Consider the following 21408-nt stretch of genomic DNA (forward strand, 5'->3'; position numbering starts at 1 on the left):
AGGTACAATAGGGAATGTGTCAAGCGTTTTTTCGGGTTTAAATATGGTAAATATAAATTCAGATGGAGAGTGACTTTAATAGAAATATAAAAAGGCGGGTATCCGTACACATATTACGGACCCGCCTGATTACTAAACACATCTTCTTCTGCCTGTATCGATTCAATCGCCATCTATTCTAAATGAATAAATTCACATTGGATTCTTCCGCATCCCCCAGATAAGCGCCTACGCCTCCAAGCTCCACTCCGTCGATCAATTCCTCGGGCCGGATTCCCATGACATCCATGCTCATGGTGCAGGCAACAATTTTTACTCCGGATTTCATGGCCTTTTGGATCAGGGTTTCCAGTGAATCCACATGTTTATCATTCATGATTTTTTTCATCATAGCGGTTCCCATGCCGCCCATATTCATTTTCGACAATTTTAATTTTTTACTGCCCCTGGGAAGCATGAATCCAAACATGGATTCCACCGGTGATTTGCGGACCGGCTGTTTTTCTGTCTTTCTTAATGCCGTCAATCCCCAGAAGGTAAAGAACATGGTAACAGGTCTGCCCATGGCGGCAGCGCCATTAGCAATGATAAAGCTTGCCAAAACCTTGTCAAGATCACCGGAAAATACGATAATGGTCTTTCCTTCGGCTGCTTCCGTTTTTTCAGGGGCAGCCGGAGTTCCTTTCTTTACAAGGGCAACGTAATCCTTTCCGCGGAGTTCACAGGCCATAAGCTCATTACCGGTACGCCTGCACCAGGCGCCAATGTCCCGGGTAAAACCGGGATCAGAGGCGGACACCTCCATGACTGCTCCATCCGGCATCTCCTTCATGGTTTCAAACACCTTCATGATGGGACCGGGGCACTGCATTCCGCTGCAGTCCAAGCGCATGGCGGAGGTGGGGATATTTTTCGTTTCCATCTGGCCGCTGTCGGAATAAACGGTTTGTTCAAAAGGCAGAACCCCTTCAGCCGTATAATGGGTCGACTGATAGAATCTGGCGCCGCCGGGATAAAGCCTGACATTATGAAATCCGTTTTGCATCAGGAGGCGGGCAGCGTTGTAAGCCCGGACTCCAATGGCACAGAAGACGATGATTTTCTTTGAAGGGTCCAGCTCCTTTAAGCGGTTTCTTAACTGTCCCAAAGGAATATGCTTTGCATTTGGCAGGGAAAAGGCCATTAACTCTGCATCCTCTCTGACATCAAGCAGTACTGTCTCCGGGTTTTGCTCCACAGCATCCCAGGATGAAAATGCAACCTTTCCTGTAATCAGGTTTTCAGCCACAAAGCCAGCCATGTTGACCGGGTCCTTTGCAGAGGAGAAAGGAGGAGCATAAGCAAGCTCCAGGCTCTTTAAGTCAGAGATTCCTGCACCAAGGCGGATGGCCACTGCCAGAGTATCGATCCGTTTATCAACTCCGTCACGGCCCACGATCTGTGCTCCGAAGATCTTTTTTCCATCGGCGGAAAAAAGAAGCTTCAGAGTTATGGGAACGGCGCCGGGATAATAGCCTGCATGGGAATTCTGGGTAATGATGATGCTTTCATAGTCCCTTCCCTTTTGAAGGCCCCTCTTGATCAGTGCCTTTTCATTTACACCGGTAGAAGCTACAGCTAAATCAAATACTTTTGCAATGGATGTTCCCTGGGTCTTTTTATAGGTTTCCTGAGCTCCTGCAATGTTATTGGCTGCAATACGCCCCTGTTTGTTGGCAGGTCCTGCAAGGGGGATCATTGCCGGTTCCTGGAATATAAGGTCATCGACCTGGATCACATCACCTACGGCATAGATATCCGGATCCGAAGTCCTTAAATATTCATCGACTACAATACCGCCGCGCTCATTGACGGAAAGGCCGGCTGCTTTTGCCAGTTCGCTGTTGGGCCGTACACCGATGGAAAGGATGACCAGCTCTGCGGAGATGGTTTTTCCGCTTTTTAAAGTAATGGCCACAGATCCGGCCTCATCTTCAAATGCAGCGACACCGTCACTCAGATGGAGGTCTACTCCGTTTTGCAGGATGTGCTCGTGGAGCAGCTGAGCCATTTCGTAGTCCACAGGCGTCATAACCTGGTCCAGCATTTCAATGAGGGAAACAGAAAGACCTGCGTGACGGAGATTTTCAGCCATTTCAAGACCAATAAAGCCTCCGCCGATGACAGCCGCTGTTTTAATTTTGTTTTCTTTAATAAGAGCGCGGATGCGGTCGGTATCAGGAACCGTCCAGAGAGTCTGGATACGGGAAGATCCGATTCCCGGAATGGGCGGGCGGACCGGTGAAGAACCGGTGGAAATGACTAAGGTGTCATAGGTTTCCTCATAGGTTTCCCCGGAATCCAGCCTGCGGACCGTAATTCTTTTATTCTCCCGGTCAATGGAGGTGACTTCATGTTTCACTCTGACATCAATATTATATTTCTTTTTCATGGCTTCCGGCGACTGCAGCAGCAATGCATCCCTGGATTTAATCACATCTCCGACATGATAAGGAAGGCCGCAGTTGGCGTAGGAAATGTATTCCCCCCGTTCAAACATGATGATAGCTGCCTCCTCGTCAAGTCTGCGCAGCCTGGCTGCACAGCTGGCTCCTCCGGCTACTCCGCCGATAATTACAATTTTCTTCATAATTTGCCTCCTGCTATATTTTTAAAATAACGAATGATCACATGTTGTTTGGTTAAGTATAAACAAGAAATTAAAAGATGTCTGTGATTGAGTCACATAACAGTCATTGTCCCATGATATAGATCATTCGTTTTTCTGGCCCCATTAATTTGGTAAACCTGCAGTTTTTGATTTTGCACAATTAAATTTTACAACACCATTGACAAATGACGAATAAAGTCTTATGATAAGAATGATTTTAATAACTATAATTTTGTATAATATAAGAAGGAGGTACATGAAATGTCTGTTTATGATTTTACAGTGAAAGAGATGGATGGCACAGAGAAACCCTTATCCGATTTTGCAGGCAAAGTGTTACTGATCGTCAATACGGCGACGGTTTGCGGGTTTACGCCCCAGTATACGGACCTTCAGGCCATGTATGATGAGTATGGGGCCAAAGGATTTGAGATTCTTGATTTTCCCTGCAACCAGTTTGGAAACCAGGCGCCTGGCGATAACGAAGAAATTCATTCCTTTTGTACCGGACGCTTTGGAGTCACCTTCCCCCAGTTTGCAAAGATTGACGTAAATGGAGAGAATGCGATTCCCCTATACCATTATCTGGTGAATGAAAAGGGCTTTGAAGGCTTTGATCCGGGACACGAGCTGACTTCCCGCCTGGAACAGAAGTTTGAAACGCTTAATCCCAATTATAAAAATGAACCGGATATTAAGTGGAATTTCACCAAATTCCTTGTGGATCGCCAGGGAAACGTGGTCAGGCGCTTTGAACCTACCGCGGATATGAAGTATGTAAAAGGAGTTGTAGAGAGTCTGCTATGAAAAAACGTATCGAGGATCGCAATGGGAGAGAGGATAGAAGTTATGGACTATGAAAAATTAAAATTGGAGAACCAGCTTTGTTTTCCTCTTTATGCCTGCTCCCGTGAGATCATCAAATGGTATAAACCATTCCTTGATGAGATTGGTCTGACCTATACCCAGTATATTGCCATGATGGTATTATGGGAGAGAAAGCAGGTCACCATAAAGAAAATGGGAGAGCTTTTGTATCTGGACAGCGGCACCCTGACCCCTTTGTTAAAAAAGATGGAAGCTGCCGGGCTGCTCAAACGAAGCCGTGCCAAGGAAGACGAGAGAAGTGTGATCGTTGAACTGACGGAAAAGGGAGAGCAGCTAAAAGACCAGGCTGTAACCATCCCTGACCGGATGTCCCAATGTGTTCCTGTAAATAAAGAGGAGTTCAAAACCTTATACCGGCTTCTGTACCAGATCTTAGGCCAGACCGACCCCACAAAAGCACCCCCGCGTGAATCCTGATTTGCGCGAGGGTGCTTTTGCATTCATGCCTTTGCCATATACATGGGTTACCAGGAAAGGTTACAGCATTTAGAAGCTGTAAAGTCCATGTTATAAAACTCGCCGATCCCCTGAGGAAAGGTAAAAATGTTGAGCGGATCATAGTTCTCCTTTACCTTTTTTAATCTGCAGACATGGGTACCATAATATTCTTCAAGATAGCAGGGAAGGCATGCATAGGGGAAATTTACATAGGAGCCGTCGGTAACTGATTTTAAATAGCTGAATCTATCAGCAACCCAGGCGGCATTTTTACATCGATGGTCTTCAAATACGGTGTCAAGCCAGACTATAAAGTGGGCATTGCGGTAGAAAAATGCGGTTTCATCCACCTCCACCTCCGCCACCCTGCCTCCCAGGGCATAAAAGGAAATGCTGGCATAAACGGAGCCTTCGGCCCGTTCTTTTATAAGTCCGGCAATATTTAAGCTTTCACAGCTGCTAAAGTCCCGTACAGCAAAACGGCTTGCTGATTTGAACTTTTCAAAGGGTGGATAAAAATCCCCGATAATTGTAACAGCTTCCAGGAAGGTCACGTATTTTAAACTGTATTTTACACCGCCAAGCTCAAGGAGGGGAGCAATGATTCCAAGGGCTACTTCAGGAGGGCCATAAAAGATACCTCTTGCTATGATTGCAAGTCCTTCCAATCGGTCATTGTAGATCCTTGAGATCAAGGTTACCCTCTGATCGGCATCTTTCAGCCAGTCCTGCCAGGTCAGCAGAAATGAGGACTGCTTTTCCTGGTCTGCATGGGGATATCTTATGTCAATGAGCGTAACTTTATTTACCTTATGGGGAAGGCGGAATGTCATGGAAACAATTACGCCAAAGTTTCCTCCCCCCGCTCCCCGGCATGCCCAAAATAAATCGGCGTTTTCCTGTGAATTGGCATTTATGATGCGGCCTTCGTAATTGACCATACGGATTTCCAAAAGATTGTCGCAGCCAAGGCCAAAGTAGCGGCAGGAGAGTCCGAAGCCTCCGCCTAAGGCATATCCGCCTACCCCAACAGATGGGCAGGTCCCGCCAGGGAAGGGGTAACCTTTTGATGAGACGAATTCGTATAGCTGCTTGTTTGTTACGCCTCCCTGAACGTGAAGTAAATGGGCGTTTTCATCGATGGCAAGCTGGTTCATTTCACTTAAATCAATGTCAAGTATATCATCTCCAGTGGAGTAGCCTTCATAGTTATGGCCTCCGTTTCGGATCCGCAGGCAGACGTGGTTTCTTCGGGACCACAAAACAGCATTGCTGACATCTTCCTGGTTCTGGCAGTAAACAATTGCCAGGGGGAATTTTTGGACTGCCCTGTTATATACTTGTCTTAGTTCATGATAATAAGGGTCGTCTGGAGTTACAACACGACCGGTAAGCCCGTTAAAATTACAGGTGTTCATGAGGATTGCCTCCTTTCCTAATAACATGTTATTAAAAAGGAGGACATTTGGTTCGGGCGCAGCTTATCAGTAAATTTTGTTAAGCTCCAGAAACAGTTTGGCGATCTCAGGGTCAAATTGTGTTCCGGAACAGCGTCTGATTTCTTCCATTGCATCCAGGCTGTCCATTGCCTTGCGGTAGGCCAGATTGCTTGTCATGGCATCAAATGCATCGGCAACTGCCAGGATGCGGCACAGCAGTGGGATTTCAGTTTCTTTTAAGCCTCTGGGATAGCCGGACCCGTCCCATCTTTCATGGTGGGAGAGGATGTAATCAGATACAGTAGAGAGCTCAGGAGTGTTTTGGGCGATGCGGTAGCCGATTTCCGGATGGCGTTTCATTTCTTTCCATTCCTCATCGCTTAAGGGGCCTGGTTTCTTTAAGATCTCCATACTGATTCCGACTTTTCCAATATCGTGGAGCATGGACAGAAGGGATAAATCATTTTTTTCTTCAGGAGCCAGGTCCAGTTTTTGGGCCATTGCGATACAGTAGGTTTCAATCCTTAAGGTATGTTCTTCCGTTTCCATGCTCTTCTCATGCAGAGTAGCCAAAAGGGTATTTATGATTCGGTTGCGGTAGCTTTTCCCTTCTAAAAGCTTTTTATGGTACATTTGTTCTTCCGCTTTTTGCAGTACCTGATGAAGATTTTCATATACGCTGTATTTTACATCAAATCCCAGGGACACACTGATCTGCAGGGGAAGGCGGTCATTTTGCTTAAATTCCTCCTCCAGCTTCTGTATGATATCCTGGGCAGAAGTGGTATCGGTTTTTGGCAGCAGGATCAGGAATTCGTCTCCGCCCCATCTGCCTGCGATCCCGTTTTTGGGTAAGGCATGTTGAAAAATTTTCGCAACTTCCCTTAAAAGTAGATCCCCTGTTTTGTGGCCAAAGACATCATTGGTTACCTTTAGACCATTTACATCCCCCATGATTACTGTAATAGGCAGCATGGAGGCCCTGTCGATCCGGATCATTTCCTCCTCCACGTATCTGCGGTTGAAGATTTCAGTCAATGAATCATGATAGCTTAAGTACATAATCCTTCTCTGCTGCTTTTTTTCGTGGCTTACATCGCGAAAGACCATGACAACGCCGTACATATGTCCTGTTTGATCCTTGATGGGCGCGGCGCTGTCTGTAATGGGAATAAAATCTCCCTGCCTGTTTAAAAGAACGGTATGATTGGCAAATTCCACGATCTTTCCCGTTTTAAGAACGGCTCGGATCGGGTTTGAGATGGCTTCTCCGGAGGTCTCATTTCTTAAATCAAAGATTTCCTCAAAAGGCCTTCCGGTGGCAATCTCATGATTCCAGCCCGTGATTTCCTGGGCGGATTGATTTAAATAGGTTATTTTTCCTTCGTTGTCGGTGGTAACGACGCCATCACCAATGGAGTTAAGGGTAACGCTTAACAATTCTTTGTCCCAATAGAGGTCATATCTGAATTTTTCCCGGTCTGATACGTCAAAGATGATGGAGAAGAGCCGGCTCTTTCCTTCGTAGGTGATTTGGCTGGAATATACGTCTACCATTTTGACAGTTCCGTCCTTTAAGCGGTGGGAAAACAGGGAATAAGGCCTTTCATTATTGAGGGCCTGAACACGCATAAGTTTCATGGCGTCATTGGGAGTTTCACTGATATCCTGTATGTGCATGGTTAAAATTTCTTCTCTGGTATAGCCATAAAAGCTAAGGGATGATGGGTTGGCACTAAGTATTTTCCCGGTATTCATATCAAGGATCAGCATGACTGCAGAGTGCTCCGTAAACATGGAATTTAAGTTTGCAAGGAGCTGTTCCTTATCTTCCTGCAGCTTTTTTAATTCTGTGATATCAATTCGTGATCCGATAATATAGGAGACTTTCCGGTTTTCCTTAACAGGGGTAAGCCGAACCAGCCAATTCCTGAGGCTTCCCTTAAACTCTACGGTTTCCTCGTACATTATGGCTTCTCCGGAGGCGATACATTTCTTATATCCCTCCTGCAGAATACTCCCCACATCATCACCCATTGCTTCTATGGGCGTTTTTCCTTCCATAAGAGGAATGGTCATTCCGGTCAATCTCTGATGGACCGTATTGTTCCGGATATAGCGGAATTCTCCGTTTTTATATTCCAGAAAAAATAAACCATCCTGGGTGCTGTTAAAAAAAATATCAATATCCCGGCTTAGTCTTTCATTTTTCTTTCTTTGAGACTCAAGCTCCCCATTGATTTCCGTGATGTCGTCAAAAACAGCCGTCAGTCCGTCTGATGTGGGATTGCAGACAGTGACCTTAAAGCTGCGTTCCCCTATGGTCACGGTGAAATGCTTATCTTTTTCTGCATTCCCTAAGCGTTCATGAAACGTATGCCATGCGGGGGCTTCCGCTTTATCCTTCATAAGCAGGGATACATTTTTATGCAGCGCTTTTTCTTTGTCAAGGCCCCAGAGATCAAAAAAGGCATCATTTGCTTCTGAAAGAACATATTCCCGTGTGTGTTTCGTGCTTCCAAAGATAATTTCATAGTAGGCATAGCCTAACGGCATCTGCATGAAAAATTTTTCTTTTTCCTCTTTTGCCATAACAGGACCCCCTTTACGCGAATTTAATAAGTAAGGCGTTAAAATGCACCTATTTGTAATAAAATAATATCAAAAGTTTTTTTATTAGGCAATTTATATTTTGTGTTTTTTTACAAGAATTTTCACTTTTAAAACAAAAAATCTAATTTATCTGAATTTTATTGACAGAACTTGCCAGGAAGATTTTGGTTTGCAGCGGAAGCGGGTAGTGTCATGAACAGGAGGGGAATCTATGATCCGGAGAGCGCTGCTTTCCGGCGTTCATTTTTGTCAATATTTTACAAAAATATATTTTTTATGGGCTGACAGGTACTATTTTGATTTATAAATCATAAAATATGGAAAATTGCTTAATTGAAAGGCAGTAATCTTATGACTCCTTGCCCTGAAGGATTGCTCTCCTACACGATTCAATCCGGTGATACACTATGGCTTATTTCACAGCGTTTTCGTACTACCGTAGAGGAAATTATGGTTGTAAATCCTGGAATAACCCCCAATAATCTGATGGTTGGGCAGGTGATCTGCGTTCCCCAAGGAAGCAGGAACCGCAATATGCCATCACAGGCGGGGCCCCGGACACAACCTATGACCGGGCCTCAGACCCAGCCTACGACCCAGCCCCGGACCCAGCCGATGAACGGTCCTCAGACCCAGCCGATGACTGGACCTCAGACCCAGCCTACAACTCAGCCGATGAACGGTCCTCAGACCCAGCCGATGAACGGTCCTCAGACCCGGCCGATGAACGGTCCTCAGACCCAGCCGATGAACGGTCCTCAGACCCAGCCGATGAACGGTCCTCAGACACAACCGATGACTGGTCCTCAGACACAGCCTATGACTCAGCCTCAGACACAACCCCAGACTCAGCCCCAGACATCTGTTCCGGAAAACGGTATGAATAATTGTTCAGGAACGATGCAATCCTATACAATTCAAGCCGGAGATAACCTGTGGCTTATTTCGCGGCGTCATTCCATATCCATTGACGAAATTATGGAGGCGAATCCAGGCATAAATCCGAATCGTCTGTTTATTGGTCAGGTTATCTGTATTCCACAGGCGGGCGGAAATCGTAATATGCCTTCACAAGCTCAGCCCCAGCCCCAGACCCAGCCCCAGCCCCAGACCCAGCCTCAGACCCAGCCTACGACTCAGCCCCAGACCCAGCCTCAGACCCAGCCCCAGACCCAGCCCCAGACACAGCCTATGACTCAACCCCAGACACAGCCTATGAATCAGCCTATGTCTCAATCTTTTATAGAGGAAGACAGGAGGCGCAGAAACATAAGGACCAGATGTCCGGAAGGTTTACATCCCTATACAGTTCAGGACGGTGATACCTTATGGCTTATTTCACAGCGCCATTGCACTACAGTAGAAGCAATTATGGAGTCTAACCCGGGTATAACCCCTGGTAATCTGTATGTTGGCCAGGTAATCTGCATTCCTCGGTCAGCAGAATGCGCTACGCCTGAAAGTCCACAAAACCGGCCACGTAATGAAGAAGGACGGAGAGAGGAACGCACGGAGGAAGAAGGCCGAAGGAGACGCACGGAAGAAGAAGGCCGGAGGAGACGCACGGAAGAAGAAGGCCGGAGGAGGCGCACGGAAGAAGAAGGCCGGAGGGGACGCACCGAGAATCTCTGCCCAGGAGGATTACATTCTTATATCATAGAGGCTGAGGATACCCTTTGGATTATTGCACAACGTTTTCAGACTACGGTTGAAGCGATCATGTCTGTAAATCCAGGCGTTAATCCAACAAATCTGTTTGTTGGTCAGGTGATTTGTATCCCATTTGGACAGAGGCAGCCACCAAACTGCCCGACACCGCAGCCAATGCCGACACCACAGCCAATGCCGACACCACAGCCAATGCCGACACCACAGCCAATGCCGACACCACAGCCGATGCCGACACCGCAGCCAATGCCGACACCGCAGCCGCAGCCGATGCCTCAACCCCAACCCCCTATCACCATGTGTATCACCGAGGCAGAACAAAATGTATCTAACTACTTGAGGCTTTTATGGTTACAGCATGTATACTGGACGAGAATGGTTATTGAAGGCGTAGCTTTTGATCTTCCGAGTTTAAATGTTACAACAAATCGCCTTCTGCAGAATCCTAAGGATTTCGAAGAAGTATTGGTAACGTTTTATGGGCAGGATATAGCCTCAAGATTTGCAGAGCTGCTGACAACTCACCTTACCACCGCCAATGAACTTGTTATAGCGTCGAAGGTAGGCAACGTTGATGCTGCTTCCGATGCGGAAAAACGCTGGTATGAAAATGCAGATCAGATTGCAACGTTCCTTTCCAATATCAATCCCAATTGGTCGGTCGATGACTGGCAGGAAATGCTTTATAATCACCTGGCAATGACAAAGACGGAAGCTACTGATATTCTGACACAGAATTATGAAGACAGCATCGATATATTTGCGGACATTGAGAGGGGAGCCCTGGAAATGGCCGATGTCATGACACAGGGGATGGTACAACAGTTCATGCAGTTTTTCAGATAGTTACAATTAAATAAATGAGGGTATCTCAAAAGTCAATGAATGTCTTTTGGGATATCCTCATTTTTTCTTTTGGATAGCAGACTGAAATTGTTTGTGGTAAAATACCCATAAGACTGCGGCAGCTTTTTTTGATACTGCGGACGACTAATCGTGAAAAAGAAACTGCATAAATTGGGAGAGAAAATGACAATCAGGGGCAGGGGATTGCAACCGCCCTTTGTAACCGGCTGGAAGCAGATTTCCCTGCCGGCCCGGTGACAACACATGCTTCCATAACTGCGAAGCCGTTTTTTGAATCCCGCGGATATAGGGTTATCAAGGAACAGCGGGTAGAACGTAAAGGCGTTATTTTGACAAATTACGTGATGAAGAAATTATAAATGGAAGTAACTCTACGGAGCGTAGATTGAAAAGCCCACGACGAACATCTACAATGATATGCGGAGAAGAAACTTTAAATTTAAGAAAGATGGTGAAATAAAATGGATAAGTCTTCAAGGAAAGCTCTGAAAGAGCAGTATCAAAGTAGAAAAATAGTCGGGGGCGTATATTGTATTAAATGCAAGGACAGGGATGAAGTATGGTTTCGGGCAACTGAAGATATGCAGGGTGCAAAAAACCGGTTCCAATTTTTTGTGTCAACGGATTCATGTACTGAACCAGGTATGATGGATGCGTGGAAGGAGTCCGGGGCATCCGGATTTTCCTTTGAAATTATGGAGGAAATTGAAAAAAATGAAACACAGACGGATCGTGAATTTTCTGACGATGTTAATACACTTCTGGAATTATGGTTGGAAAAGAACCAAAACCCTGATCCTTAATTCCTGATATGGAGGTAAAGCATGGAAAACAATAGAGTAGGCGGCATAATCCGCACCTTACGCCAGGAACTCCGTTTGACACAAAGGGAACTTGCGGATAAAATGAACCTTAGCGATAAAACCATTTCCAAGTGGGAGAGGGGCCTGGGTCTTCCTGATATTTCTCTTATACCGGAGCTTTCCAGGATTTTGGAGATTGATATTATGAATTTACTGGCCGGTGATATGACTCCCAACAATTTTGCAGGAGGTAATATGAAAAATACAAAATATTTCGTTTGTCCCACATGCCAGAATATAACGCTCTGCACGGGAGAGGCGGAAGTCTCATGCTGCGGCAAAAAATTAGCGGCCCAGACATTGAAAAAAGCTGAAGAAGGCGAAAGGCTGACCGTACACTTGGTAGAAGATGACTGGTATATCACCAGTGAACATCCTATGGATAAAGAACATTACATTTCCTTTGTGGCTTTGGCTTCCGGCGACCGTCTCCAGATCATCAAGCAATATCCTGAATGGAATTTAAATGTACGCATTCCCAAAAGAGAACATGGAATGCTGATATGGTACAGTACGGATTATGGATTACGTTACCAATTGTTAAAATAATGCGGCTTAGCAGACAGCGGCAGCACTGTCGCCATACCGTTTAAGCAGCGTATCATTATAACAAATGCAGAAGAAATGCAGAAGAAAAGCACAGGGAGGCTCAATGCCCCCTGTGCTTTTCCTTGCGTTTTTCCTGCCGCAGTTCAAATTGGCGTTCTTTCTCAGCTTCCCGCTGTTCACGGGAACGGGATTTGCGTTCCGATTTTACCTGCTCCTGTTGAAGCTTCAAAGCCTGCTGCGCCTTTGTTCCAACCCCGTTATTTTGCAGATGTTTCTCAATGTCCCTCTGCATTCTCTTTGGATTGATGCGCCGTTCCGTCATTGGTGACGCTTCCAGAGATGGACTAAACCGAAGCCTGTTATAGTTTTTGAGTATGAAATCGTAGATTTCGTAGTCCTTTGGTTCTGCCCCGAAGGTGATTTTGCAAGCTTCGTATCTGCCTTCAAATTCACGCTCACAGATGCCTACCCAAAAGGGTTCCTCAAAGAATACAGTCAGCCTGGAACCAGCCTTTCTCATGATTAAATCCTCCTTTTAAATGCCTTACAAAGAACGGACAACCAAGGAGGCAGGTTACTGACAGCTTTCACTGCGTCCGGACTACCAACCGGAACTGTGTTTTTATCTTTGCATTGTATATTTTAACACTTATGGTTTTATGTTACATCATTTTTTTGCATCTTTTTATCAGTTTTACTGCTTCATACCAGAATACTGCGAATGCAGCAATGCCTATAGCAGTGAAAAGCATGGCTGCAGACAGCGGAGCCAGCTTTAAAAACGTATTTAAAGGTGAATACAAAATGATCCCCAGCATTGTAAAGGTTCCAAAGATCGCCGCCCACATCACTTTGTCTTTTACAAGACGTTTTATGGACTGAACTGCAAAATCGTTGTCTGAGCTGTTTACCTGTACCAGAAACAGATTGGAAAGCATGATGATAGTAAGCCCCATTGCACGGGCTGTGGGTGCGTTTCCTTCATTTCCATCAAGTAAGGTATAATAGGTGCCGAATGAAACGAAAAATATGATCAGTCCCTGCAGGACGCTTTTAAAAAGAAGGGCTGGAGTGAGCATCTTTTCTTTCGGATCACGGGGCTTTCGGTTCATGATATCCATTTCGGCAGGCTGCCGTTCCAGCACAATGGAGCAGGTTGGGTCAATTAGCAGTTCCATCAGCACAACATGCAGCGGCATCAGTAAAAGCGCAGTGGGCCCGATGCCAAGCATAGGGGCAAGCAAGGAAGCAAATGCAATCGGGATGTGGATGGTAAATACATAACCAACCGCCTTGCGGATGTTATCATAAATACGTCTGCCATCTTTTATGGTCTCCACAATCGTAGTAAAATTATCATCCATCAGGATCAGACCTGCGGCTTCACGGGAAACTTCGCTGCCCCGTTTTCCCATGGCAATACCAATATCGGCGTATTTCATTGCAGGAGCATCATTTACCCCATCACCTGTCATGGCAACGATCTCGCCGTTTTCCTTAAATGCCTTAACGATCCGCATTTTGTGTTCCGGTACAACACGGGAGAAGATCGAAACATCTTTTACTTTATTACGCAGTTCTTCATCACTCATTTCGTTTAGCATATCGCCTGTAATAATAGGATCGCTGTCAGGCATATTGATTTTCCTGGCAATAGAAGAAGCAGTAATGCCATTGTCACCTGTAATCATCACCACACGGATACCGGCCTTGCTGCAGACGGCAATGTCTGCTTTCACACTTTCCCGGGGAGGATCGGCAAGCCCGATCAAGCCGCAAAGTGTCAAGGAGCATCCGGTGATCTCAGCCGGTATCTCTGCTTCACTTTTGAGTTTAGCAGCAGCGACTGCAATGACACGAAGACCTTCCATGGACATTTCCCTGATTTTATGGCTGACGGTTTCTCTTTCTTCATCCCTGAGACTACAGATGGTCAGAATCCGTTCCGGGGAACCTTTCGCTGCAATGACTAACTCACCGTTTCTGCGCCAGATATGTCCCATCATTTTCAGCTCATTGGTAAACGCGTACTCGCTGACCAGCTCTCCGTTAAAAAGATGATCCCTGGTGATGCCAAGATTGCTGCAATGGGAAAGCATGGCTTTTTCCATGGGATCATAAACATCTGTTTCACAGCCAAGCCCCATGGTTTCACATAATGCATAATCATTTCCATCCAGTGCCCACACATCCTGCACTGTCATTTGATTCATGGTAATGGTACCGGTTTTATCTACGCAAAGGACTGATACCGCACCCAAGGTTTCTACGGAAGGCAGTTTACGCACCAAAGACTGCTTTTTTGCAAGCCTCCATGCGCCCATGGAAAGAAAAACGGTAAGAATAACCGGAAATTCCTCTGGTATCATTGCCATGGCAAGGGTAATGCCGGATAGAATGCTTTTAATCAGCCGGTCGTGAAACGTATGGTCCGGAATATTAAACCAAGTAAATATTGCCACAAGGGCAAACAATACCGCAGCGATTCCCGCGCATAGCTTAACAAGACTGCGGGTTTGCTTTTGCAAAGGGGTATCTTCATTAGGAGCTGCGGCCACATTTGCACCGATCTTGCCGTATTCCGTGGCAGCACCGATTTTATCTACACAAACAGTTGCCGTGCCCTGGGTGACCAGGGTACCTGCATAACAATAGTCACGGCGCCAGTAGTCATCAGCGGGATCTTCATGATCTGCTGAAAACTTCCAAACACCCTCAGCTTCGCAGATAAAGGATGATTCATCCGCGCATAATTTCCAAACACCCTCAGCTTCGCCGGTGAGGGAGGATTCATCTACACATAAGTCGTTGCACCTCACGATTATACCGTCTGCAGGGATCTTGACGCCCTCACAGATCGTCATTAAGTCGCCGGGAACAAGATCAGCACTGGCAATGATCTGTTCAATGCCATCGCGGATTACCGTCACATGAGGAGCTGATAAATCCTTCAGCGCATGAAGCGTTTTATCGGTTTTCCATTCCTGTATGACATCTATGCTGATGACACCCACTACAAAAACAAGCATGATGGCACCGTCTCTGGGCTCACCCAGAATAAAATAGATGATTGCAGCAACAATCAGCAGCAAAAACATCGGCTCACAGATAATGTGAAAGACCTTCTTAAAAATGCTCTCCATTTTCTGCGGTGTCAATTCGTTTTTGCCATATTGTTCCTGCAATCGCTTTGCTTCGGCAGAAGTCAGACCTGCCATGTGATCGTTGTTGTTTGTCATAAAAGTTACCTCCGTTTTAGCCTTCCGGCGTTCGTTTGATAGCTCTATGGCACTCCATTTTCGGGGTCTCTGTTCCATTTTTGTGTAAAAAAATACACCTATGGAACATATTATGAAAACAAAAAGATGTTCTCATAACCGGATGGACGACGCAGAAGCTGCGTCTTTTTATAAGGAGTTAAAAAGTAACTTCTCATAAACCATACTACTGTCCCACAGATGTGCAATCATTGCAATCTGTTGCCACTTATTAGGCGGCCCGGCCCCATGACCTTTGCAAAAAGGTTCATCGCCTGCTCAGTTTGTACCGTTGATCTCGCATCCACAATCGGATGTAATGCAGTGCAAAGAGATTACAGAACATTATATGCAGGGGGTTTTGGTTTGTCAACCAAGAAGAGTATTTTTTTGATGAATTAATTTTTTATTGTAAGATTATGAGAATTATTAGGATATATCAAACCATAAACAGAGAAGTGCCTTAACTTGAATCAGTATTATAAAAGTCAATTAGCATGAAAAAACATACTAAAAAAACAATTTTAATAGTTAAAATGATGATATTATTACGTGAATTGAAAAAAAAAGTTAATATAATGAACAAGAAAAACGTAAAAAAAATGTTGACTTTAAAAAAATGACATGTTAATATTTATTCAATAGTTAGGGGGTGGTAACAGATAGAATGTAAGCCCATAACAAAAAGTGAATAGATAAAAACTTGTTAATATCATATCAGGAAGCACAGTTGGATCGTGAATATGGCTTGAACGTATACGAAACCTGCTTGGTTCCGGGGATTTTTATCCCTGGAATCAGGTGGGTTTTCTTTTTTGGGGGGATCAGGAAGATGAGGATTGTAAAATTTTTAAACAATAATGCCGCACTGGTCTTAGACGAGACGGGGCATGAACTGGTTGTCATGGGAAAGGGAATCGCTCATTTATCCCATAAAAATGAGGAGATATCGCGTGAAATGATTGATAAAATATTCATTTTAGATGATCGCTCACAGCTTGCTCAGTATACTCAACTATTTTCGGAAATACCGGGGAGGATTTTTGAATTGGCCGGCCGTTTTGTTACGAAAGCCAAAGAGGACTTAAACCGTACTTTGCAGAATTCTCTTGTCATATCCCTGGCAGACCATTTAAACAGCATGGTTGCCCGTGGGAAGCTGGGGGCTTATCTGGAAAACAGAATGCTTTGGGATATCAGGAGGCTGTATCAGGATGAATTCCGGCTAAGCAGGGAGCTGGTGGCGGAATTTAATAAGCTTTATGATACCTTGTATGATGATCATGAAGCAGCGACCCTTGCCATGCATTTTGTCAATGCAGAATTGGAATCCGGCATGGAACATGCAGGGAAGATAACAAAGCTCATTGGTGAGATCTTAAATATAGTGAAATATCACTTTTTAATTGATTATGACGAAGAAAGTTATGCCTATTACCGCTTTGTGACTCACTTGCGTGTTCTGGCCCAACGGATTTTCCAGGGGTCTCAATTAAATGATGCCGATATGAGCGAGATATTAAAAGATCACTTAACCGAACGGTATGAAGCTACTTTTCAGTGTGTAAAAAAAATCAGGGATTTTTTTTGGATCCATTATAAATATTGCTTTACAGAGCAGGAAGGTTTATATCTGGCGATCCATATCATTAAGATCCTTGATGAAAATATAAAAATAGACTAGAAAGGGGAGATTTGCCATGGGAAAATATGAGGAACTGGCGAAGAAAATTGTCAAAGAAGTAGGAGGGAAAGAAAACATTGCGTCTTTGACCCATTGTATTACCCGCCTTCGTTTTCAGTTAAAGGATGAGAGCAAGGCACACGATGATGTCTTAAAGAAAATGGACGGAGTCGTTACGGTTATGAAAAGCGGCGGACAATATCAGGTGGTTATCGGCAATCATGTGCCTGCCGTGTACGAAGAGGTTTGTCAGGCGGCGGGAATCAGCAGCGAAGGAGGGGCAGCAGCGGATGCAGGCAGTAAAAAGCTGTTTGATAAGCTGATCGATACGATCAGCGGCTGCTTCCAGCCATTCTTAGGGATTCTCTCAGCAGGAGGTATCATAAAGGGTATATGCGCACTTTTGGTATTCCTCGGCGTCTTTTCCACTACGTCAGGCACCTATGCAATGCTTAATGCCATTGGTGATTCTGTGTTCCAGTTTATGCCCATCATCATTGGCTTTACTGCAGCGGGAAAATTTAATGTAAACCGGATGACAGGCATGGCCCTTGGTGCGGCCCTGTGTTATCCGGGCATCCAGTTATCTGCCCTGTCAGGAGGGGACGCCCTTGGCGTGCTGTTTGAAGGAAGCGTTTTCCACAGCGCTTATTACTTAAAGGCGTTTGGAGTGCCCTGGGTCGCGAATAACTATTTAAGCAGTGTAATTCCGGTTATTATTGTGGTCTGGTTTGCAAGCTATGTGCAGAAGTTCGCAAAAAAAATAATTCCGGAGATGCTTCAGAACTTTTTTGTTCCGTTTGTTGTTATGCTTGTATCCATGGTTGCGGGATTTTTGGTCATAGGGCCGGTAATATCTATCCTGACAAGTTTCTTAAACTCAGGATTTTCTGCCCTCTTTACAGCTTCTCCTATCCTATTTGGTATTCTGACGGGATTCTTCTGGCAGGTATTGGTTATTTTTGGCCTTCATTGGGCTTTGATTCCTTTGGCATTCATTCAGTTGGCTGAACTGGGATATATCAACGTATTAAGCGGAATGTATGGTGCAAGCTTTGCACAGACTGCCTGTGTGCTTGCCATGTACTTTAAACTCAAGGATAAGAAAACAAAATCACTTTGTATTCCCGCCGTGGTTTCCGGTATCTGCGGTGTTACGGAGCCTGCGATTTATGGTATCACCCTTCCGAAAAAGCTGCCCTTTATTTACTCCATGATCGGTGGTGCGGTAGGCGGAGCTATTATGACTACTATGAATGCGTCTTCTTATACTATGGGTGGCCTTGGAATCTTTGGGGTGGTAAACTATATCAATACTGCAACAGGAGATGCCAGCGGAATGGTTACTTCCTTTATCTGTATCGCCGTTTCTTCCCTGGTTGGATTTTTACTTACTTTCTTCTTCTGGAATGATAAGGAAACGCCGGAAGAGGATAACGGGGGAGCTGACGCATCGGCAGGGACACAAGAGAGTCCTGCAAAGTTTCTTTTCATAGAGGTTCGTTCTCCGGTAGAAGGTGATATTGTTCCATTGGAAAATCTGGAAGATGCTGCATTTTCCAGCGGTACTTTGGGAAAGGGGATTGCGGTAAAGCCATCAAAAGGAGTAGTTGTTTCTCCGGCAGACGGTGTGATCAGCGCCTTTTTCCATACAAAACATGCTTTGGGCATTAAGGCAGACAATGGTCTGGAGATTCTGATTCACGTTGGAATGGATACCACGAGATTAGAGGGGGAAGGTTTCATTGCTAAGGCAGAGCAGGGGCAGAGAGTAAAAAAAGGCCAGGTCATATTGGAGTTTGATATGGATTTTATAAATTCTAAGGGATATTCATTAGTGACACCGGTATTGATTACAAATTTAAATGAACATGACGGTATGATCTTGTGGAAAGAAAAAAAGGTCACTACAGAGGATTGCCTGATTGGAATTGAGAGAGCAGCAGCTCTGCAATGATTTTTGTGCCCAGTGAACATGGGCGGACAAGATAGAAGAAAGGAGTTATCATATGGCGTTTAAAGAGGATTTTTTATGGGGCGGTGCAACTGCTGCCAACCAATGCGAAGGAGGATATGCAGAGGGAGGCAGGGGCCTTGCCAATGTGGATGTGGTTCCACATGGCAAAGACCGCTGGGCTGTCGTTACCGGAGCCAGGAAAATGTTCGATTTTGATGAGGAACACTATTACCCGGCAAAAAAATCGATTGACATGTATCATCATTATCTTGATGATATTAAATTATTTGGGGAAATGGGCTTTAAAACTTATCGTCTTTCCATTGCATGGAGCAGAATCTTTCCTAATGGGGACGATGACCTTCCCAATGAGGAAGGGTTGAAATTTTACGAAAGTATTTTTAAAGAATGCCACAAGTATGGAATTGAACCGCTTGTTACTTTGGTACATTTTGACTGTCCCATGCACTTGATCACAGAATACGGCGGCTGGAGGAACAGAAAGGTCATCGGCTTTTTTGTAAATTACTGTAAGACCGTATTTACCCGTTACAAAGGACTGGTAAAATATTGGCTTACGTTTAATGAAATCAATATGATTCTCCATGGTCCTTTTATGGCGGCAGGATTATATTTTGAAGAGGGAGAAGACAGAACGCAGATTCAGTATCAGGCAGCCCATCATGAACTGGTTGCCAGTGCGTTGGCAGTCAAGATGGCTCATGAGACCGATCCGCAGAACAAGGTGGGCTGTATGCTGGCGGCGGGTCAATATTATCCATTTACCTGCAATCCCCAGGATGTATGGGCGGCATTTGAAAGTGATAGAGAGGGATATTTCTTTGTTGATGTGCAGGCAAGAGGCGAGTATCCTGATTATGCCTGGAAACGCTTTGAAAGAGAAAACATTAAGTTGGATATCACAGACGATGATCTGGAAATATTGAAAAAATCTCCTGTTGACTTCATTTCTTTTTCTTATTATTCGTCGAGAGTCGCCAGCGGGGATCCAACTGCTGCGGGAACAACGGAAGGCAATGTATTTGCCTCCCTGAAAAATCCTTATTTGGAAGCAAGCCAGTGGGGCTGGCAGATCGATCCTCTGGGCCTTCGAATTACCCTGAATGCTTTGTATGACCGTTACCAAAAGCCGCTGTTTATCGTGGAAAATGGTTTAGGTGCGAAAGATGTGGCTGATGTAAATGGATATGTGGAAGACGACTACCGCATTGGCTACTTAAAATCTCATATTGAAGCTATGAAAGATGCGGTCGAAATCGATGGTGTGGATTTAATGGGATATACGCCTTGGGGCTGTATTGATCTAGTAAGTGCTTCCACCGGAGAAATGAGTAAGCGCTATGGGTTTATTTATGTAGATCTGGATGATTCAGGAAATGGAACCGGAAAACGCTCCAGAAAAAAATCTTTTTATTGGTATAAAAAAGTCATTGCTGCCAATGGGGAAGATCTGACCTATTAAAACCGGAGGGAATGATGCCATGCCCGTCAAGAGGAGGCGGGCCGGCGGCTATCCGGGGGAAATGATCATGAGGAGTATATAATAATGGGGATGAGGGAATAAAGAATGAAAAAAGTTACCGGATATATGTCAGTATTTTTATTAGGAACCATGCTATTAACAGGCTGCCGGACGGCATCTGTAAAGCAGCCGGAGACGGCAGTGGCAAAGACTGAAACGGCAGTAACAAAGACTGAAACAGAGAAAGCATCTGCAGAAGAGTCTGCGTCAGCGATTGATACGGTGACACTTTATATTACACGTCACGGTAAGACCATGTTAAATACATCGGATCGTTCACAGGGCTGGATCGATGCACCGCTTACACCCGCCGGTATCGAGGTGGCAAGCGCTTTGGGACGGGGCTTAAAATTAGAAGGAGTTGAATTTGACGCTGTGTATACAAGCGATAGCGGGCGGGCCATTGAGACGGCAGAAATTGTACTGAACGAAAAGGGCCAGAATCTTGAGATTCATAAAGACAAAAGGCTTAGGGAGTTTAACTTTGGCACTTATGAAGGTATGCCAAATGATGAGATGTGGGGAGCAATCGCAGAAGCGCAGGGCATGACACTGGAGGATATGATGGCTTACATGCAGACCGGAAGTTTCATGGACACGGCTGCATCATTTGCAGATGCTCTGGCACAGCTGGATAAGGATAAGGCTGGGGAAGAGGGCAATTGGCCTGCGGAAGATATTGCCACAATACAAGCCCGTTTACAGGCGGCATTTAGCGATATCGTAAAGGAATCCATGGACAAAGGCTATGCTGACGTTCTTGTGGTTTCTCACGGATTAAGCATCGGAACTTTTCTTTCTACAGTCGATGCAAATGCTAAAGTGCCGGCAGCAGGGCTTAAAAATGCCAGTGTATCGAAAGTGGTTGTCAAAGATGGCATATATACAGTTGAAACGGTGAATGATTTGTCTTATGTAGAAAAAGGAAAATGATCAAAAAAAGAAAATGATCTTAAAAGAAAGATGGGATGGAATTAACCTCACCTTGCTTT

At 45.0% G+C, this 21408-nt stretch carries 14 protein-coding genes, 1 pseudogene and 1 riboswitch; of the genes and pseudogenes, 10 read left to right on the top strand and 5 right to left on the bottom strand.

Translation table 11 applies throughout. From position 1 onward, the window contains the following. Positions 1-178: 178 nt before the first annotated feature. Positions 179-2629, bottom strand: coding sequence for an FAD-dependent oxidoreductase (locus tag RT269_RS11900; RefSeq protein WP_313182867.1), 2451 nt, complete (start codon positions 2627-2629; stop codon positions 179-181). Between the two features lie 282 nt (positions 2630-2911). Here RT269_RS11900 and RT269_RS11905 point away from each other — a divergent pair, with 282 nt between their 5' ends. Together RT269_RS11905 and RT269_RS11910 are read left to right on the top strand one after the other, a co-directional pair. Further along, positions 2912-3457, top strand: coding sequence for a glutathione peroxidase (locus RT269_RS11905; RefSeq protein ID WP_313182869.1), 546 nt, complete (start codon positions 2912-2914; stop codon positions 3455-3457). Between the two features lie 42 nt (positions 3458-3499). Then, positions 3500-3955: a MarR family winged helix-turn-helix transcriptional regulator gene (locus tag RT269_RS11910; RefSeq protein WP_313182870.1), complete on the top strand. Its 456-nt coding sequence runs from the start codon at positions 3500-3502 to the stop codon at positions 3953-3955. A gap of 47 nt (positions 3956-4002) precedes the next feature. On the opposite strand, the gene RT269_RS11915 is transcribed toward RT269_RS11910, so the two are convergent. Then, positions 4003-5394 (bottom strand): FAD-binding oxidoreductase, encoded by a 1392-nt coding sequence (locus RT269_RS11915; RefSeq protein ID WP_313182872.1) that lies wholly within the window; start codon positions 5392-5394, stop codon positions 4003-4005. A gap of 66 nt (positions 5395-5460) precedes the next feature. Next, on the bottom strand, positions 5461-8007 hold the full coding sequence (locus tag RT269_RS11920; protein ID WP_313182873.1) for a PAS domain S-box protein: 2547 nt from the start codon (positions 8005-8007) through the stop codon (positions 5461-5463). Between the two features lie 372 nt (positions 8008-8379). Between RT269_RS11920 and RT269_RS11925 the strand changes: the two genes are divergently transcribed. The 4 genes and pseudogenes from RT269_RS11925 (at position 8380) to RT269_RS11940 (ending at position 11975) form a co-directional block, all read left to right on the top strand. After that, the gene (locus RT269_RS11925) at positions 8380-10542 is read left to right on the top strand and encodes a LysM peptidoglycan-binding domain-containing protein (RefSeq protein ID WP_313182875.1); all 2163 of its coding nucleotides are present in this window, start codon (positions 8380-8382) and stop codon (positions 10540-10542) included. Between the two features lie 185 nt (positions 10543-10727). Then, positions 10728-10922 (top strand): annotated as a pseudogene (locus RT269_RS11930) (GNAT family N-acetyltransferase); the annotation flags it as partial. A gap of 102 nt (positions 10923-11024) precedes the next feature. After that, complete coding sequence (locus tag RT269_RS11935) at positions 11025-11366, top strand: GIY-YIG nuclease family protein (protein WP_313182876.1); 342 nt, start codon at positions 11025-11027, stop codon at positions 11364-11366. 21 nt (positions 11367-11387) lie between these two features. Further along, complete coding sequence (locus tag RT269_RS11940) at positions 11388-11975, top strand: helix-turn-helix domain-containing protein (RefSeq protein ID WP_313182877.1); 588 nt, start codon at positions 11388-11390, stop codon at positions 11973-11975. A gap of 100 nt (positions 11976-12075) precedes the next feature. Here RT269_RS11940 and RT269_RS11945 read toward each other — a convergent pair whose 3' ends face one another. Together RT269_RS11945 and RT269_RS11950 are read right to left on the bottom strand one after the other, a co-directional pair. Next, entirely contained in the window at positions 12076-12495 is a 420-nt protein-coding gene (locus RT269_RS11945; RefSeq protein WP_313182879.1) for a YjdF family protein, read from the bottom strand. Positions 12496-12637: 142 nt separating this feature from the next. Next, positions 12638-15214 carry a cation-translocating P-type ATPase gene (locus RT269_RS11950; RefSeq protein WP_313182880.1) on the bottom strand — a complete coding sequence of 859 codons (2577 nt, stop codon included), beginning with the start codon at positions 15212-15214 and terminating at the stop codon, positions 12638-12640. 206 nt (positions 15215-15420) lie between these two features. Next, a riboswitch (NiCo riboswitch) is annotated at positions 15421-15525 on the bottom strand. Positions 15526-16064: 539 nt separating this feature from the next. Here RT269_RS11950 and RT269_RS11955 point away from each other — a divergent pair. The 4 genes from RT269_RS11955 (at position 16065) to RT269_RS11970 (ending at position 21349) form a co-directional block, all read left to right on the top strand. Continuing rightward, the gene (locus RT269_RS11955) at positions 16065-16916 is read left to right on the top strand and encodes a PRD domain-containing protein (RefSeq protein ID WP_313182881.1); all 852 of its coding nucleotides are present in this window, start codon (positions 16065-16067) and stop codon (positions 16914-16916) included. A 16-nt stretch (positions 16917-16932) separates the two neighbouring features. Further along, positions 16933-18873, top strand: coding sequence for a beta-glucoside-specific PTS transporter subunit IIABC (locus tag RT269_RS11960; protein ID WP_313182882.1), 1941 nt, complete (start codon positions 16933-16935; stop codon positions 18871-18873). Between the two features lie 52 nt (positions 18874-18925). Next, positions 18926-20356: a 6-phospho-beta-glucosidase gene (locus tag RT269_RS11965; protein WP_313182883.1), complete on the top strand. Its 1431-nt coding sequence runs from the start codon at positions 18926-18928 to the stop codon at positions 20354-20356. A gap of 105 nt (positions 20357-20461) precedes the next feature. After that, a complete protein-coding gene (locus RT269_RS11970; RefSeq protein ID WP_313182884.1) occupies positions 20462-21349 on the top strand; it encodes a histidine phosphatase family protein in 888 nt (295 codons plus the stop codon). The last annotated feature ends 59 nt before the right edge of the window (positions 21350-21408 follow it).

This window comes from Lacrimispora sp., assembly GCF_032078915.1.
Lineage (GTDB): Bacteria > Bacillota > Clostridia > Lachnospirales > Lachnospiraceae > Lacrimispora.

Coding starts and splice junctions, on each gene's coding strand:
- RT269_RS11900 (WP_313182867.1), bottom strand. CDS start 2,629: ATGAAGAAAATTGTAATTATCGGCGGAGTAGCCGGAGGAGCCAGCTGT.
- RT269_RS11905 (WP_313182869.1), top strand. CDS start 2,912: ATGTCTGTTTATGATTTTACAGTGAAAGAGATGGATGGCACAGAGAAA.
- RT269_RS11910 (WP_313182870.1), top strand. CDS start 3,500: ATGGACTATGAAAAATTAAAATTGGAGAACCAGCTTTGTTTTCCTCTT.
- RT269_RS11915 (WP_313182872.1), bottom strand. CDS start 5,394: ATGAACACCTGTAATTTTAACGGGCTTACCGGTCGTGTTGTAACTCCA.
- RT269_RS11920 (WP_313182873.1), bottom strand. CDS start 8,007: ATGGCAAAAGAGGAAAAAGAAAAATTTTTCATGCAGATGCCGTTAGGC.
- RT269_RS11925 (WP_313182875.1), top strand. CDS start 8,380: ATGACTCCTTGCCCTGAAGGATTGCTCTCCTACACGATTCAATCCGGT.
- RT269_RS11935 (WP_313182876.1), top strand. CDS start 11,025: ATGGATAAGTCTTCAAGGAAAGCTCTGAAAGAGCAGTATCAAAGTAGA.
- RT269_RS11940 (WP_313182877.1), top strand. CDS start 11,388: ATGGAAAACAATAGAGTAGGCGGCATAATCCGCACCTTACGCCAGGAA.
- RT269_RS11945 (WP_313182879.1), bottom strand. CDS start 12,495: ATGAGAAAGGCTGGTTCCAGGCTGACTGTATTCTTTGAGGAACCCTTT.
- RT269_RS11950 (WP_313182880.1), bottom strand. CDS start 15,214: ATGACAAACAACAACGATCACATGGCAGGTCTGACTTCTGCCGAAGCA.
- RT269_RS11955 (WP_313182881.1), top strand. CDS start 16,065: ATGAGGATTGTAAAATTTTTAAACAATAATGCCGCACTGGTCTTAGAC.
- RT269_RS11960 (WP_313182882.1), top strand. CDS start 16,933: ATGGGAAAATATGAGGAACTGGCGAAGAAAATTGTCAAAGAAGTAGGA.
- RT269_RS11965 (WP_313182883.1), top strand. CDS start 18,926: ATGGCGTTTAAAGAGGATTTTTTATGGGGCGGTGCAACTGCTGCCAAC.
- RT269_RS11970 (WP_313182884.1), top strand. CDS start 20,462: ATGAAAAAAGTTACCGGATATATGTCAGTATTTTTATTAGGAACCATG.